The sequence below is a fragment of the Xanthomonas maliensis genome (assembly GCF_009192945.1).
In the GTDB taxonomy this organism is placed as follows: domain Bacteria; phylum Pseudomonadota; class Gammaproteobacteria; order Xanthomonadales; family Xanthomonadaceae; genus Xanthomonas; species Xanthomonas maliensis.
The window spans coordinates 1-16,842 of record NZ_NSET01000085.1 but is presented as its reverse complement, the minus strand read 5'-3'; the positions used below and the strand labels follow the sequence as shown (position 1 = coordinate 16,842).

Annotated in this window: 13 protein-coding genes and 1 tRNA gene; all 14 read right to left on the bottom strand. The window is 63.0% G+C overall.

All coding sequences use genetic code 11. The features are described from left to right. Nucleotides 1–232, bottom strand: a 232-nt coding sequence (locus CKY51_RS20870) for a GTP-binding protein (protein ID WP_244952546.1), incomplete at its 3' end; no start/stop codon positions are given. A 47-nt stretch (nucleotides 233–279) separates the two neighbouring features. Continuing rightward, nucleotides 280–2,397: an elongation factor G gene (fusA, locus tag CKY51_RS20865; RefSeq protein ID WP_152249870.1), complete on the bottom strand. Its 2,118-nt coding sequence runs from the start codon at nucleotides 2,395–2,397 to the stop codon at nucleotides 280–282. A 137-nt stretch (nucleotides 2,398–2,534) separates the two neighbouring features. Next, nucleotides 2,535–3,002, bottom strand: a complete 468-nt coding sequence (gene rpsG / locus CKY51_RS20860; RefSeq protein WP_011260032.1) for a 30S ribosomal protein S7 — start codon at nucleotides 3,000–3,002, stop codon at nucleotides 2,535–2,537. Nucleotides 3,003–3,014: 12 nt separating this feature from the next. Further along, a complete protein-coding gene (rpsL, locus tag CKY51_RS20855) occupies nucleotides 3,015–3,389 on the bottom strand; it encodes a 30S ribosomal protein S12 (RefSeq protein ID WP_003469157.1) in 375 nt (124 codons plus the stop codon). Between the two features lie 222 nt (nucleotides 3,390–3,611). Further along, nucleotides 3,612–7,826, bottom strand: a complete 4,215-nt coding sequence (gene rpoC, locus CKY51_RS20850) for a DNA-directed RNA polymerase subunit beta' (RefSeq protein ID WP_152249868.1) — start codon at nucleotides 7,824–7,826, stop codon at nucleotides 3,612–3,614. Nucleotides 7,827–7,979: 153 nt separating this feature from the next. After that, nucleotides 7,980–12,167 (bottom strand): DNA-directed RNA polymerase subunit beta, encoded by a 4,188-nt coding sequence (gene rpoB, locus CKY51_RS20845; RefSeq protein ID WP_152249866.1) that lies wholly within the window; start codon nucleotides 12,165–12,167, stop codon nucleotides 7,980–7,982. Nucleotides 12,168–12,473: 306 nt separating this feature from the next. After that, on the bottom strand, nucleotides 12,474–12,839 hold the full coding sequence (gene rplL / locus CKY51_RS20840) for a 50S ribosomal protein L7/L12 (RefSeq protein WP_022971752.1): 366 nt from the start codon (nucleotides 12,837–12,839) through the stop codon (nucleotides 12,474–12,476). A gap of 54 nt (nucleotides 12,840–12,893) precedes the next feature. Next, complete coding sequence (gene rplJ / locus CKY51_RS20835; protein WP_152249864.1) at nucleotides 12,894–13,427, bottom strand: 50S ribosomal protein L10; 534 nt, start codon at nucleotides 13,425–13,427, stop codon at nucleotides 12,894–12,896. A gap of 447 nt (nucleotides 13,428–13,874) precedes the next feature. Next, nucleotides 13,875–14,573 carry a 50S ribosomal protein L1 gene (gene rplA / locus CKY51_RS20830; RefSeq protein WP_022971750.1) on the bottom strand — a complete coding sequence of 233 codons (699 nt, stop codon included), beginning with the start codon at nucleotides 14,571–14,573 and terminating at the stop codon, nucleotides 13,875–13,877. A 3-nt stretch (nucleotides 14,574–14,576) separates the two neighbouring features. Then, nucleotides 14,577–15,005: a 50S ribosomal protein L11 gene (gene rplK, locus CKY51_RS20825; protein ID WP_152249862.1), complete on the bottom strand. Its 429-nt coding sequence runs from the start codon at nucleotides 15,003–15,005 to the stop codon at nucleotides 14,577–14,579. Between the two features lie 197 nt (nucleotides 15,006–15,202). Next, complete coding sequence (gene nusG / locus CKY51_RS20820) at nucleotides 15,203–15,760, bottom strand: transcription termination/antitermination protein NusG (RefSeq protein ID WP_152249860.1); 558 nt, start codon at nucleotides 15,758–15,760, stop codon at nucleotides 15,203–15,205. Between the two features lie 13 nt (nucleotides 15,761–15,773). After that, on the bottom strand, nucleotides 15,774–16,181 hold the full coding sequence (secE, locus tag CKY51_RS20815; protein WP_022971747.1) for a preprotein translocase subunit SecE: 408 nt from the start codon (nucleotides 16,179–16,181) through the stop codon (nucleotides 15,774–15,776). Nucleotides 16,182–16,230: 49 nt separating this feature from the next. Continuing rightward, nucleotides 16,231–16,306: transfer RNA gene (locus tag CKY51_RS20810), tRNA-Trp, on the bottom strand. A 108-nt stretch (nucleotides 16,307–16,414) separates the two neighbouring features. Continuing rightward, the coding region (locus CKY51_RS20805; protein WP_152249858.1) for an EF-Tu C-terminal domain-related protein at nucleotides 16,415–16,842 on the bottom strand (428 nt) is incomplete at its 5' end.

Genomic DNA, 16,842 nt, shown 5'->3' with positions numbered 1-16,842 from the left:
CGTAGTGGCGGGTCGGGGACTCGTATTCGACGTGTGCGGTCGAGATCGTGATGCCGCGCGCCTTCTCTTCCGGCGCCGCGTCGATCGCGTCGTAGGCCTTGAACTCGCCACCAAAGCGCTCGGCGCCGATCTTGGTCAGCGCAGCGGTCAGCGTGGTCTTGCCATGGTCAACGTGGCCAATGGTGCCGACGTTCACGTGCGGCTTGGTGCGCTCGAATTTAGCTTTTGCCATTGAAATTACTACCTTTATTGAGAAATTTGGTGCAAGGCTGAGCGAACTCAGCCCTTCTTGGTGACGGCATCGGCGATGTTGGCCGGCGCTTCTTCGTAGTGGTCGAATTCCATCGAGAACGTTGCACGTCCCTGGGACATCGAGCGCAGCGAGGTCGCATAGCCGAACATTTCGCCCAGCGGGATCATCGCGTTGATGATCTTGCCCGACGGGCTGTCGTCCTGACCCTGCAGCACGCCGCGACGGCGGCTCACGTCGCCCATCACGTCACCCAGGTAGTCCTCCGGGCTGACGATTTCGACCTTCATGATCGGCTCCAGCAGCACCGGGCTCGCCTTGGCGAAGCCTTGCTTGAACGCCATCGACGCAGCCAGCTTGAACGCCATTTCCGACGAGTCGACGTCATGGTACGAGCCGAACACCAGCTTGACCTTGACGCCCACCACCGGGAAGCCCGCCAGCGGGCCACTGGTGATCGTCTCGCGCAAACCCTTTTCGACCGAAGGGATGAATTCCTTCGGAATGACGCCGCCGGTGATGTCGTTGATGAAGAGGAAATCGTCCTTGACGTTGTCGTTCTTGCGATCTTCCTCGCTCATCGGCGACAGCTCGATCACGACGTGACCGTACTGACCCTTACCACCGGACTGCTTGGCGTGCTTGTAGTCCGACTTGACGTCGGCCTTGCGGATGGTCTCGCGGTACGCCACCTGCGGCTTGCCGACGTTGGCCTCGACATTGAACTCGCGACGCATGCGGTCGACGATGATGTCCAGGTGCAGCTCGCCCATGCCGGAGATGATGGTCTGACCGGATTCTTCGTCGGTCTTGACGCGGAAGGAGGGATCTTCCTGCGCCAGACGGCCCAGGGCCATGCCCATCTTTTCCTGGTCCGACTTGGTCTTCGGCTCGACCGCCATCGAAATCACCGGCTCCGGGAACACCATGCGCTCCAGGGTGATGATCTTGTCCTGCGCGCACAGCGTGTCACCCGTGGTGACGTCCTTCAGACCCACCGCCGCGGCGATGTCGCCCGCGCGCACTTCCTTGATCTCTTCGCGGTTGTTGGAGTGCATCTGCAGGATGCGGCCCACGCGCTCCTTCTTCGACTTGACCGGGTTATAGACCTGGTCGCCGGAGTTGAGCGTGCCCGAGTAGACGCGGAAGAAGGTCAGCGAACCGACGAACGGGTCGGTCATGATCTTGAACGCGAGCGCGGAGAACGGCGCGTTGTCGGCAGCCGGCCGGGTGTCTTCCTTCTCGTTTTCGTCGATGCCCTGCACCGGCGGACGATCGGCCGGCGACGGCAGCAGGTGCACGACGCCATCGAGCATGGCCTGCACGCCCTTGTTCTTGAACGCCGAACCACAGAACACCGGCACGATCTCGACCTTCAGGGTGCGCTCGCGCAGACCGCTGAGGATCTCCTGCTCGCTCAGGTCGCCATCGTTGAGGTACTTGTCCATCAGCTCTTCGCTGGCCTCGGCAGCAGCCTCGACCATGAACGAACGCGCTTCGGTCGCTGCATCCACCAGATCGGCCGGGATGTCGCGATATTCGAAGGTGGTGCCCTGCGAGGCGGTATCCCAATGGATCGCCTTCATCTTCAGCAGGTCGACCACGCCCTCGAAGCCGTCCTCAGCGCCGATCGGCACCTGCATCGGCACGGCATAGGCGCCCAGGCGAGCCTTGAGCTGCTCGACGACCTTGTCGAAGTTGGCGCCGGTGCGGTCCATCTTGTTGACGAACGCCATGCGCGGCACCGAGTACTTGTTGGCCTGACGCCACACCGTCTCGGACTGCGGCTGCACGCCACCGACCGCACACAGCACGAACACCGCACCGTCGAGCACGCGCAAGGAGCGCTCCACTTCGATGGTGAAGTCGACGTGCCCGGGGGTATCGATGATGTTGAAGCGGTGCTGCGGCATGGACTTGTCCATCCCGGTCCAGAACGCGGTGGTCGCAGCGGAGGTGATCGTGATGCCACGCTCCTGCTCCTGCTCCATCCAGTCCATCACTGCAGCGCCGTCGTGGACTTCGCCGATCTTGTGACTGACGCCGGTGTAGAACAGGATGCGTTCGGACGTAGTGGTTTTGCCGGCATCGATGTGGGCCATGATGCCGAAGTTGCGGTAACGCTCGATGGGAGTGGTACGGGCCACGGGGAGCCTCTCAATTTCTTGGATTTCGGATGGCCGAACGCCGCCTTTCGGCGGCCTTCGGATTTGGTGCGGCGCCTTGCGCGCCGCAAACAGCACTCAAATGGTGCTGAAGGGCCCCGTTACCAAGGCCCCCGAGGTCACCAGCGGTAATGCGCGAACGCCTTGTTCGCTTCCGCCATACGGTGCGTCTCTTCACGCTTCTTGATCGCGCCGCCACGGCTTTCCGCGGCGTCAAGCAGTTCGGCAGCCAGCTTGCGGGGCATGGTGTTCTCGCCGCGCTTACGCGCGGAGTCGATCAACCAGCGCATTGCCAGCGCCATGCGACGGGACGAACGCACTTCGACGGGCACCTGATAGGTAGCACCACCGACGCGACGCGACTTGACTTCGACAGCCGGGGCCACGTTGTCCAGTGCTTTCTGCACCAGCTCGATGGCATTCGGATTCTTTTCGCCGATGACGTCCATTGCGCCATAGACAATTTTCTCAGCAACCGACTTCTTGCCACTTTGCATCACCATATTGATGAAGCGGGCAATGGTTTCGCTGCCATGCTTGGGATCAGGCAGGACGGTGCGCTGCGGAGTAGAACCTTTACGGGACATGGGTGTATTTCCTTAGCTCTTCGGGCGCTTGGCGCCGTACTTGGAACGGCCTTGACGACGCTTTGCGACGCCGGCGGCGTCCAGCGAACCACGGACGGTGTGATAACGCACACCGGGAAGATCCTTGACGCGACCACCGCGAATCAGGACCACGGAGTGCTCCTGCAGGTTGTGGCCTTCACCGCCGATGTAGCTGATGACCTCTTCCTGGTTCGTCAGGCGCACCTTGGCGACCTTACGCAAGGCCGAGTTCGGCTTCTTCGGGGTAGTGGTGTAGACACGCGTGCAGACGCCACGGCGCTGCGGACACTTGTCCAGTGCCGGCGAGGCACTCTTGTAGGTGGTCGCCTGCCGGGGCTTGCGGACCAGCTGATTGATCGTTGCCATCAGTCGATTCTTCTGATTGGAGGCCGGAACGGCCTTGCATGAAAACGAAGGCAGGCCGCGAAACGGCCCACCGAGACAGAGAAGTATAGCTGGCAGGGCGAAACTCCGTCAACTTCACGGAAACCTAACCCTGCTGGTCCATCCAAGACCGGAAAAGCGGAGGGCCTCCTGCCCTCCTCTCTCGCCCTGCCAGCGGTGCCGATAAAGGCACCGCCGGAGCGCTTACTCCTCGTCCGCGCCAGCTTCGGCGACGGTCGCGGCCGGTTCGGCGGCGGCCGGCTTGCCCGACAGGGTCTCCATCTCCAGGTCGGTCAGGCCGGAGGCCTTGCGACGGGTGGAATGGTAGGCCAGGCCGGTACCGGCCGGGATCAGACGACCGACGATGACGTTTTCCTTCAGACCACGCAGGTTGTCGCGGGTACCGCGCACGGCGGCCTCGGTCAACACGCGCGTGGTCTCCTGGAACGACGCCGCCGAAATGAACGACTCGGTGGCCAGCGAGGCCTTGGTGATGCCCAGCAGCACCGGGTCGTACTTGGCCGGCAGTTCGTTGCGAGCGACCAGACGGGCATTTTCCTCGATGACGCGCTGGCGCTCGACCTGCTCGCCGTTGAGGAACTTGCTGTTGCCCTGGTCGGTGATCTCGACCTTGCGCAGCATCTGGCGAGTGATCACCTCGATGTGCTTGTCGTTGATCTTCACGCCCTGCAGGCGATAGACGTCCTGGATTTCCTTGACCAGGTAGGCCGCCAGCGGCTCGACACCCAGCAGACGCAGGATGTCCTGCGGGCTCGGCTCGCCGTCCACCACCGTCTCGCCCTTGGTCACGTGCTCGCCTTCGAACACGATGATCTGGCGGTACTTGGGAATCAGCTCTTCGTGCTCGCTGCCATCGGTGTCCTTGATGATCAGGCGCTGCTTGCCCTTGGTGTCCTTGCCGAAGCTGATGATGCCCGAACGCTCGGCCAGGATCGCCGGATCCTTCGGCTTGCGCGCTTCGAACAGGTCGGCAACACGCGGCAGACCACCGGTGATGTCGCGGGTCTTGGACGCTTCCTGCGGGATCTTCGCCACCACGTCGCCCACGCCGACGGCAGCACCGTCCTGCAGGTTGACGATCGAGCGCGGCGGCAGCAGGTACTGCGCCGGCAGATCGGTGCCCGGAATGGACAGGTCGTTGCCCTTGGCATCGACGATGCGCACGATCGGACGCAGATCCTTGCCCTGCGAACCGCGACGCTTCGGATCGGTGATCTCGCGCGATGCCAGGCCGGTCAGTTCGTCGGTCTTCTCGATGACGGTGACGCCGTCGATGAAGTCGATGAAGCGGATGAAACCCGCCACTTCCGACACGATCGGGTGGTTATGCGGATCCCAGTTGGCCACGACCTGGCCGGCCTTGACGGCATCGGCATCCTTGGCAGTGATGGTCGCGCCGTACGGCAGCTTGTAACGCTCGCGCTCGCGGCCATGGCCGTCCAGCACCGACAGTTCGCCCGAACGCGACACCGCCACCAGCGAACCGTTGGCGTGCTCGACCGACTTCAAGTTGTTGAACTTGATCGAACCGGTGGTCTTGACGGTGATGTTGTCCACCGCAGCCGCACGCGATGCCGCACCACCGATGTGGAACGTACGCATGGTCAGCTGGGTACCCGGCTCACCGATCGACTGCGCAGCGATGACACCGACCGCTTCGCCGATGTTGACCTGATGGCCACGGGCCAGATCGCGACCGTAGCAGCGTGCGCACACGCCGAACGAGGATTCGCAGCTGATCGTCGAGCGCACCTTGACCGACTGCACGCTGGCGTCCTCGAGCTTGGCCACCCAGGCTTCGTCGAGCAGCGTGTTGCGGGTGACGATCGGCTCTTCGTCGTTGCCCGGCAGGTAGACGTCCTCGGCCACGACACGGCCCAGCACGCGCTCCTTCAACGGCTCCACCACGTCGCCGCCTTCCACGATCGGGGTCATGATCAGACCCTCGGTGGTGCCGCAATCGATCTCGGTGATCACCACGTCCTGCGCCACGTCGACCAGACGACGGGTCAGGTAACCGGAGTTCGCGGTCTTCAGCGCGGTATCGGCCAGACCCTTACGGGCACCGTGGGTGGAGTTGAAGTACTCCTGCACGTTCAAGCCTTCGCGGAAGTTCGCCTTGATCGGCGTCTCGATGATCGAGCCATCCGGACGCGCCATCAAACCGCGCATACCGGCCAGCTGACGGATCTGCGCCTGGCTACCACGCGCACCGGAGTCAGCCATGATGTACAGCGAGTTCATCGACTTCTGGTCGATGGTCTCGCCCTTGGCGTTCTCGACCTTCTCGGTGCCGATGGTGTCCATCATCGCCTTGGCGATGCGCTCGTTGGTGCGCGACCAGATGTCGACCACCTTGTTGTAGCGCTCGCCGGCGGTGACCAGACCCGACTGGTACTGCTCCTGGATTTCCAGCACTTCGGCCTCGGCCTCGGTGAGGATGCCCTTCTTCTCGTCCGGGATCAGCATGTCGTCGATGCCGATCGACACGCCAGCGCGGGTCGCGTAGGCATAGCCGGTGTACATCAGCTTGTCGGCGAAAACGACCGTGTCCTTCAGCCCCAGCATGCGGTAGCTGGAGTTGATCAGGCGCGAGATGTTCTTCTTGGTCATCTCGGTGTTGGCCAGCGCGAACGGCAGGCCTTCGGGCAGGATTTCGCTCAGCAGCGCACGGCCGACCGTGGTGTCCACGATCGAGGTGCTGCTGCTGCGCTTGCCGTCGGCATCGATGTCCACATGGGCGATGCGCACCTTCACCTTGGCGTGCAGCTCGACCACGCGGTTGTCGTAGGCGCGCTTCACTTCGTTGGTGTTGGCGAACACCATGCCCTCGCCCTTCTTGTTTTCCAGGGCGCGGCTCATGTAGTACAGGCCCAACACCACGTCCTGCGACGGCACGATGATCGGCTCGCCGTTGGCCGGGGACAGAATGTTGTTGGTCGACATCATCAGCGCACGTGCTTCCAGCTGCGCTTCCAGCGACAACGGCACGTGCACGGCCATCTGGTCACCGTCGAAGTCGGCGTTGAACGCAGTACAGACCAGCGGGTGCAACTGGATCGCCTTGCCTTCGATCAGCACCGGCTCGAACGCCTGGATGCCCAGACGGTGCAGGGTCGGCGCACGGTTCAACAGCACCGGATGCTCGCGGATGACTTCTTCCAGGATGTCCCAGACTTCGCCTTCCTCGCGCTCGACCAGCTTCTTGGCGGCCTTGATCGTGGTGGCCAGGCCGCGACGCTGCAGCTTGGCGAACACGAACGGCTTGAACAGCTCCAGCGCCATCTTCTTCGGCAGGCCGCACTGGTGCAGCTTCAGGTACGGACCGACGGTGATGACCGAACGACCGGAGTAGTCCACGCGCTTGCCGAGCAGGTTCTGACGGAACCGGCCCTGCTTGCCCTTGATCATGTCGGCCAGCGACTTCAGCGGACGCTTGTTGGTGCCGGTGATGGCACGGCCCCGACGGCCGTTATCCAGCAGCGCATCGACCGATTCCTGCAGCATGCGCTTTTCGTTGCGCACGATGATGTCAGGAGCGTTGAGCTCCAGCAGGCGGCGCAGACGGTTGTTGCGGTTGATCACGCGGCGGTACAGATCGTTCAGATCCGAGGTCGCGAAGCGACCGCCATCCAGCGGCACCAGCGGACGCAGATCCGGCGGCAGCACCGGCAGCACGGTCATGACCATCCACTCCGGACGGTTGCCCGACTCCAGGAAGGCCTCGATCAGCTTGATACGCTTGGTCAGACGCTTGAGCTTGGTCTCCGAACCGGTGCTGGCGATCTCCTCGCGCAGACGGGTCATTTCCGACTGCAGGTCGATCGTGCGCAACAGCTCATACACCGCCTCGGCGCCCATCGCGGCGTCGAAGTCGTCGTTGTATTCCTGACGTGCGGTCAGGTACTGCTCTTCGGTCAGCAGCTGGCGGCGCTCGAGCGGGGTCAGGCCCGGCTCGGTGACCACGTAGGCTTCGAAGTAGAGCACGCGCTCGATGTCACGCAGGGTCATGTCCAGCATCAGGCCGATGCGCGACGGCAGCGACTTCAGGAACCAGATGTGCGCGACCGGCGAGGCCAGGTCGATATGACCCATGCGCTCGCGACGCACCTTGGCCAGCGTCACTTCGGTGCCGCACTTCTCGCAGACCACACCGCGGTGCTTCATGCGCTTGTACTTGCCGCACAGGCACTCGTAGTCCTTGATCGGTCCGAAGATGGCGGCGCAGAACAGGCCGTCACGCTCGGGCTTGAAGGTTCGGTAATTGATGGTTTCGGGCTTCTTCACTTCGCCGTAGGACCACGAACGGATCAGGTCCGGCGACGCCAGCGCGATCTTGATCGCGTCGAAATCCAGCGTCTGGCGCTGCTGATTGAAGAGATTTAGCAGGTCTTTCATTTGATATCTCCGGGTCGGAGGAATTCGTATCTGAGATGGGCGGGAAGCGTGTTATCTCGGGACCGGGGACCCGGGACCCGGGACCCGGAAAAGCGAGGAGCACAACGCCCTGGCTCTTCCGGCTCCCCGGCCCCGTGTCGCGGGTCCCGGCGCTTACTCTTCCAGTTCCATGTTGATCGCCAACGAGCGGATTTCCTTCACCAACACGTTGAAGGATTCCGGCATGCCCGCGACCATCTCGTGCTCACCATCGACGATGTTCTTGTACATCTGGTTGCGGCCCTGCACGTCGTCGGACTTCACCGTCAGCATTTCCTGCAGGGTATAGGCCGCGCCGTAGGCTTCCAGCGCCCAGACTTCCATTTCACCGAAGCGCTGACCGCCGAACTGCGCCTTGCCGCCCAGCGGCTGCTGGGTGACGAGCGAGTACGGGCCGGTCGAACGGGCATGCATCTTGTCGTCGACCAGGTGGTTCAACTTCAAGTAGTGCATGTAGCCAACGGTGGTCTTGCGATCGAACGCCTCGCCAGTGCGGCCGTCGTACAGCTGCATCTGGGTCTTGCTGGCGTTGAAGCCGAGCAGTTCGGTTTCTGCATCGCCCTGCGGATAAGCCAAGTTGAGCATCCCGCGGATTTCCTGCTCCAGCGCACCATCGAACACCGGGGTGGCCATCGGCACGCCATCGGTCAGGTTCTTGGCCAGCACCAGCAGCTCGGCATCGCTGAACTGCGACAGGTCGACACGATCGCCCACCACGCCATTGTCGTGGTTGTAGATCTTGCCGAGGAACTCGCGCAACTCGGCCACCGCACGCTGTTCGTCCAGCATCTTCTGGATGCGCTTACCCAGGCCCTTGGCGGCCCAGCCCAGATGCACCTCGAGGATCTGGCCGATGTTCATACGGCTCGGCACGCCCAGCGGGTTGAGGCAGATGTCCACCGAGGTACCGTCGGCCATGTACGGCATGTCTTCGACCGGCACCACGTTGGAGACCACACCCTTGTTGCCGTGGCGGCCTGCCATCTTGTCGCCCGGCTGGATGCGGCGCTTCACTGCCAGGAACACCTTGACCATCTTCAGCACGCCCGGTGCGAGGTCGTCGCCCTGGGTGATCTTGCTGCGCTTGTCGGCGAAACGAGCCTCGAACTCCTTCTCATGCGCCTGGATCTGCTTCTGCGCACGCTCGATCGCGTCGGCGGCGTCATCGTCCTTCATGCGCAGCTGGAACCAGTCGGACTTCTTCAGGCCGTCCAGGTAGGCGTCGGTGATGCTGTCGCCCTTCTTCAGGTTCGGACCGCCATTGGCGACCTTGCCAACGATCTGCGAACGCAAGCGTGCATAGATCGCCGCTTCCAGGATGCGGAACTGGTCGTCGAAGTCCTTCTTGACGCGCTTGATCTCCGATTCCTCGATCTGGCGAGCACGCTTGTCCTTCTCGATGCCGTCGCGGGTAAAGACCTGCACGTCGATCACGGTGCCGTCCATGCCCGGCGGCACGCGCAGCGAGCTGTCCTTCACGTCCGAGGCCTTCTCGCCGAAGATCGCCCGCAGCAGCTTCTCTTCCGGGGTCAGCTGGCTTTCGCCCTTCGGGGTGACCTTGCCGACCATGATGTCGCCGGCGCGCACTTCCGCACCGATGTACACCACGCCGGATTCGTCCAGACGGTTCAGCGCCTGCTCGGACACGTTGGGAATGTCGGCGGAAATTTCCTCCGGTCCCAGCTTGGTGTCGCGCGCCACGCAGGTCAGTTCTTCGATGTGGATCGTCGTGTAACGATCTTCTTCCACCACACGCTCGGACAGCAGGATGGAGTCTTCGAAGTTGTAGCCGTTCCACGGCATGAAGGCGATCAGCATGTTCTGACCCAGTGCCAGCTCACCGATGTCGGTGGACGGACCGTCGGCCAGCACGTCGCCGCGCGCCACCACGTCACCCACGTTCACCAGCGGACGCTGGTTGATGCAGGTGTTCTGGTTGGAACGGGTGTACTTGATCAGGTTGTAGATATCCACGCCGGCATCGGTGCCGCCGCCGATTTCTTCCTCGTTGACCTTGACCACGATGCGCGCAGCGTCGATCTGCTCGATCACGCCACCGCGGCGGGCATTCACCGTCACGCCCGAGTCACGCGCCACCGCGCGCTCGATGCCGGTACCCACCAGCGGCTTCTGCGAACGCAGTGTCGGCACGGCCTGGCGCTGCATGTTGGCGCCCATCAGTGCGCGGTTGGCGTCGTCGTGCTCCAGGAACGGCACCAGCGCCGCTGCGACCGACACCGTCTGCATCGGCGAGACGTCCATGAAGTGCACTTCCGCCGGCGGCTTCAGCAGCGACTCGCCCTGGAACCGGCACGGCACGAACTGCTCGGTGAGCATGTTCTTGGCATCGGTCAGCGCGTTCGCCTGGGCGATCACGTACTCGTTTTCTTCGATCGCCGACAGGTACTCGACGTCGTCGGACACCTTGCCGTCCAGCACCTTGCGGTACGGCGTCTCGAGGAAGCCGTACTGGTTGGTGCGGGCGAACACCGCCAGCGAGTTGATCAGGCCGATGTTCGGGCCTTCCGGGGTTTCGATGGTGCAGACGCGGCCGTAATGGGTCGGGTGCACGTCGCGCACTTCGAAGCCGGCACGTTCGCGGGTCAGGCCACCCGGACCCAGCGCGGAGACGCGCCGCTTGTGCGTCACTTCCGACAGCGGGTTGTTCTGGTCCATGAACTGCGACAGCTGCGAGGAGCCGAAGAATTCCTTGATCGCGGCAGCCACCGGCTTGGCGTTGATCAGTTCCTGCGGGGTCAGGCCTTCGGACTCGGCCATCGACAGCCGCTCCTTGACCGCGCGCTCGACGCGGACCAGGCCCACGCGGAACACGTTCTCGGCCATTTCGCCGACCGAACGCACGCGACGGTTGCCCAGGTGATCGATATCGTCGACCACGCCGCGACCATTGCGGATCTCGGTCAGGACCTTGATCACTTCCAAGATGTCGGAGCTATCGGCATGCGTGGCGACCAGACGCTTGGACTCTTCGTCGTTGCGCTCGGCGAAATACTTCTTGTCGTACAACACCGACTCGCCGGTGACTTCCTTGCGGCCGACACGGCGGTTGAACTTCATGCGGCCAACCGTGGACAGGTCGTAGCGCTCGAAGGTGAAGAACAGGTTGTGGAACAGGTTCTGCGCCGCTTCCTTGGTCGGCGGCTCGCCCGGACGCATCATGCGGTAGATTTCGACCAGGGCTTCCAGCTGGGTCTTGGTCGGATCGATGCGCAGGGTGTTGGACAGGTACGGACCGCGATCCAGATCGTTCACCCACAGGGTGCCGACCGCGTCGACGCCGGCCTTGCGGAAGGCAGCCAGCTGGTCTTCGCTGACTTCATCGTTGGCATTGGCCAGCAGCTCGCCGGTCGAGGCATCGACCACGTCGTGCGACAGGATTCGGCCGACCAGGTAGTCGTCCGGCACGGCCAGCGCAGCGATGCCCGAGGCTTCCAACTGCTTGACGTGACGTGCGGTGATGCGCTTGCCGGCCTCGACGATGACCTTGTCGCCATCGGCCAGGTCGAAGTTCAGCGTTTCGCCACGCAGGCGCTCAGGCACCAGCTCCAGCTGGACGCCCTCGTCCGGGTTGATGTGGAAGGTGTTGATCTCGAAGAACTCGGCCAGCATCTCTTCATTGCTGTAGCCGAGCGCGCGCAGCAGGATCGACACCGGCAGCTTGCGGCGACGGTCGATACGGGTGAACAGCGCGTCCTTCGGGTCGAACTCGAAGTCCAACCAGGAGCCGCGGTAAGGAATGATGCGGGCGCTGTACAGCAGCTTGCCCGAGCTGTGGGTCTTGCCACGATCGTGGTCGAAGAACACGCCCGGCGAACGGTGCAGCTGCGACACGATGACGCGCTCGGTGCCGTTGACGATGAAGGTGCCGTTCTCGGTCATCAGCGGGATTTCGCCCAGATAGACCTCCTGCTCCTTCACGTACTTGATGGCCTTGGTGGACGACTCGCGGTCGTAGATCACCAGGCGCACGGTCACGCGCAGCGGCGCGCCGTAGCTCATGCCACGCTGACGGCATTCACGCTCGTCGAACACGGGCTCGCCCAACTTGTAGCCAACGTACTCCAGCGCGGCATTGCCGCTGTAGCTGGAGATCGGGAACACCGACTTCAGAGCCGCGTGCAGGCCGAGATCCTTGCGCTTGCTCGGCTCCACGTCTTCCTGCAGGAATTCGCGGTAGGAATCCACCTGGATGGCAAGCAGGAACGGCACTTCGAGGATCGAGCGCTGCTTGCCGAAGTCCTTGCGGATACGCTTCTTTTCGGTGAACGAATAGGACGTCATGAGGTCTTCCACCTTGGGTTGTACGGGCCGCGTGCATCCGCGGCCGTGGATAACAAAATTGAACCCGTGCACATGGCTGTGCGCTGCTCTTGTGAGGGACTCACGTTCAAGTTGTCAGTTGGAAGTCGCTGGTATTGCCGGCACCAGCACGCCTTCTCCCGCTACTTCCAACTACCAACTCCATGGGACTGCGAGTTGGATTTGACCGCCCGGCGCGACACCCGTCCGGAACGGCCAAAGGCCGGGGGCTTTACGCCCCCAGCCTTCAGTGCATCACCACTAAACGCCGGCGATGCAAGATGCTGCTTACTTGATGTCGACCTTGGCGCCAGCTTCGGTCAGTTCCTTCTTGATCTTCTCGGCCTCGTCCTTGGTCGCGCCTTCCTTCAGCGTGCCACCAGCTTCGGTCAGGTCCTTGGCTTCCTTCAGACCCAGGCCGGTCACGGCGCGGACGGCCTTGATGACGCCAACCTTGTTGGCACCGCAATCGGTCAGCACCACGGTGAACTCGGTCTGCTCTTCCACCACAGCAGCCGGGCCAGCAACAGCGGCGGCGACCGGAGCGGCGGCGGAGACGCCGAACTTCTCTTCGATGGCCTTGACCAGCTCCATCACTTCCATCAGGGACTTCTCGGCGATGGCGTCGACGATCTGTTCGTTGGTAAGGGACATTGTGATTACCTTTAGATGTTTTTCTGGATTGGGGTTCTAGCGAACGCTAGGACATCAAGCTTCGGCAGTCTCGGCAGCCGGCGCGGCGGCTTCGTCGCCACCACCCTGCTTGTCGGCCACGGCCTTGACGGCACGGGCGAACATGGCAGCCGGTTCGGACAGCACGCGGGCCAGCATGGCCAGGGCCTGGTCGCGGGTCGGCAGCGACGCCAACACCTCGACGTGACCGGCCGGGAACAGTTCCCCACCGATCGACACGACCTTGGCCTGCAGCTTGTCGTTGCTCTTGGCAAATTCCTTGATCAGGCGACCGGCAGCGCCGGGCTCCTCCATCGAGAACGCATACAGCAAAGGACCGACCAGCTTGTCTGCGGCGACAGCGAAATCGGTACCTTCGACGGCACGGGCGGCCAGCGTGTTCTTGACAACTTTCAAGTACACGCCGGTCTCGCGGGCCTGCTTACGCATCGCGGTCATCTGAGAGACCGTGATGCCTGCGTATTCGGCGGCGATCAAGGAGTGGGCCTTGGCGGCGACTTCTGCCAGCTCGGCGACTACTTCTTGCTTCTGGGACAGATTGAGAGCCATTGCACTCCTCCAATTGAACTCCGCTCACGGCTCCTGCCGCTTGCGGTCCTGGGCGGTGTCCATCCTGGACGCCGGGAACATCGACGATGTTCCGTTGGTGGCCGTTCTAGACCTGGAGTGAGCTCGATCCGGGCTGTCCCAGACGCGCATAACCAGAAAACTCCAGAAGGGCGACACCATCTACGCCGGCCGGTTCTTGCGAACCGATTAAGCGATCCCGCGGCATCGACGGCGACTCCTTGCCAGTGCGAGCATCCGTGCCCGTCGTCGATGTGCGCAGACCGCGCCTGCGGTCTTTGACGGCTACCGCCGGGCAAGCCGGCGATCGCCTTCAAAATGTCCGTCCCCAACAGCGGGAACGGACGACCGGCACACGGTGACCCGGGCCGGAAAACCTTTGGATCTACTGCTGCGGGATGTCAGGCACATGACGTGCCCGACCGCCCATCACTTCAGCGACAGGCTGGACTGGTCGACCGTCACGCCCGGACCCATGGTCGAGCTGACCGACACCTTCTGCAGGTAGGTGCCCTTCGAGGTGGCCGGCTTGGCCTTGACCAGGTCGGTCAGCAATGCCTGCAGGTTCGACTTCAGTGCTTCGTCGTCGAAGCTGGCCTTGCCGATGGTGCAGTGGATGATGCCGGCCTTGTCGGTGCGGTAGCGCACCTGGCCCGACTTGGCGTTCTTCACCGCTTCACCCGGATTCGGGGACACGGTGCCGACCTTCGGGTTCGGCATCAGGCCACGCGGACCCAGCAGGGTGCCCAGCTTACCGACGACGCGCATGGCGTCCGGCGTCGCGATGACCACGTCATAGTTGAGATCGCCGGCCTGCATCTTTTCGGCCAGGTCGTCCATGCCCACGGCTTCGGCGCCTGCCGCCAGAGCCTCGTCGGCCTTGGCGCCGGCGGGTGCGAACACAGCCACGCGCACGCTCTTGCCGGTGCCGGCCGGCAGCACGGTGGAACCGCGCACCTGCTGGTCGGACTTCTTGGCGTCAACGCCCAGGCGCACGGCGACGTCGATGGACTCGACGAACTTGGCCTTGGTGGCGGTCTTCAGGATCTTGATTGCGTCTTCGAAGGCATAGCTCTTGCCCGGAACGACAGCGGCCGCAATGGCCTTCACGCGCTTGCTCTGTGCCATCTCTTAGCCCTCCACCGTCAGACCCATGCTGCGGGCCGAACCCGCAATCGTACGCACCGCCGCTTCCAGCTCAGCCGCCGTCAGGTCGGCTTCCTTCACCTTGGCGATCTCTTCCAGCTGCTTGCGCGTGACCTTACCCACCTTCTCGGTGTTGGGACGCTTGGAGCCGGAGCTGATGCCCGCGGCCTTCTTCAGCAGCACCGACGCCGGGGTCGACTTGGTCACGAAGGTGAAAGTACGGTCCGAATAGGCCGTGATGATGACCGGGGTCGGTAGACCCGGCTCGAGCTTGGAGGTCGCTGCGTTGAACGCCTTGCAGAACTCCATGATGTTCAGGCCGCGCTGACCCAGCGCAGGACCGACCGGCGGCGCTGGGTTGGCCTGGCCGGCCTTGACCTGCAGCTTGATGTAGCCAACTACTTTCTTTGCCATTTCAATGCTCTCCGGGTGCTAGCGCCTAGACCGTAGGCTCCCCATCGGACCGGAAGAATCACGCGTTCCGGTGTCGCGTTTCGAACATGCGCAGATGGCCGCCATGCGGCAGCCATTGGTTCCCGGCGGTCGCCAGGTGAGCGAGCCGCGCACTATAGCAGCAATTGGGCGGGGTGCCTAGCCGGCACCCAGCGGACTCAGCCCTTCTCGACCTGGCCGAATTCGAGCTCGACCGGCGTGGAGCGACCGAAGATCAGCACGGCCACGCGCAGCCGGCTCTTCTCGTAGTTGACTTCTTCGACCACGCCGTTGAAGTCATTGAACGGACCGTCGGTGACGCGCACCATCTGACCCGGCTCGAACAGCACCTTGGGACGCGGCTTTTCGACGCCGTCCTGCACGCGCTGCAGGATCGCATCAGCTTCTTCATCGCGGATCGGCAACGGACGATCGGCGGTGCCGCCGATGAAACCCATGACCTTGGGCGTCTCCTTCACCAGGTGCCAGCTTTCGTTATCGATGCGCGGAATGCCCGCCTCATCGTGGGTCTCGATCTGCACCAGGACGTAGCCCGGGAAGAACTTGCGCTCGGAACGGCGCTTCTGGCCGGCGCGCATCTCGATGACTTCTTCGGTCGGCACCAGCACTTCACCGAAACGCTCTTCCATCTCGGTGCGGACGATGCGGTCACGCAAGGCCTGCGCGACGGACTTCTCGAAGCCTGAATAGGCGTGAACGACATACCAACGCTTCACTGCTTGATTCTCCTCAACGAGCCAGGAACCACTGCGTGAGCTTCTGGATGACAAAGTCGAAGCCGCCCAACAGCAAACTCAGAATGATTACGACGACGATCACCACCCAAGTGGTGCGAATGGCTTCCTGGCGCGTCGGCCAGACCACCTTACGCAGCTCGAACCTGGATTCGGACAGAAATTCGCGGGTCTCCCGGCCCTTGCCGGTGCCAAGGAAGACAAAGGCACCCGCCACCAGTCCAACGACCACGGCCAGCGCGCGCAACTGCGGCGTCCAGGCGCCCAGCTGGGTCGCACGCTCGGGAGCGGAGAACCAGAACCACACGAAAAGCCCCGCAACCACCAGGGCAGCGGAGATCACGTACTTAACGACATCAGCGCTGGAAGAAGCGCTCTTGGAAGGCTCGATTTTGCTATTCATCCGGCTCTAGTTACCGATCTGACCCGAATCGCTGGGCCGGAAAGAGGAGTGGCACGCCAGGAGGGACTCGAACCCCCAACCTGCGGTTTTGGAGACCGCTGCTCTGCCAATTGAGCTACTGGCGTATGTACTCGTTACCGCAAACCCCAAGACAACGAAGGCGGACCGGGTTCAGCCGGCCCGCCGTTCGTGCACACCTGTCAGCTCAGGAGCTTCCAGGTGCAGGCACAGACTTACTTGATGATCTTGGCAACCACGCCGGCGCCAACGGTACGGCCGCCTTCGCGGATCGCGAAGCGCAGACCTTCGTCCATCGCGACCGGGTTGATCAGCGTGACAACCATCTTCACGTTGTCGCCCGGCATCACCATTTCCACGCCTTCCGGCAACTGCACCGCACCGGTGATGTCGGTGGTACGGAAGTAGAACTGCGGACGGTAGCCCTTGAAGAACGGGGTGTGACGGCCGCCCTCGTCCTTCGACAGCACGTACACCTCTGCCTCGAACTCGGTGTGCGGCTTGATCGAACCCGGCTTGCACAGCACCTGGCCGCGCTCGACGTCGTCACGCTTGGTGCCGCGCAGCAGCAGACCTGCGTTGTCGCCTGCCTGACCCTGGTCCAGCAGCTTGCGGAACATTTCTACGCCGGTGACGGTGGTCT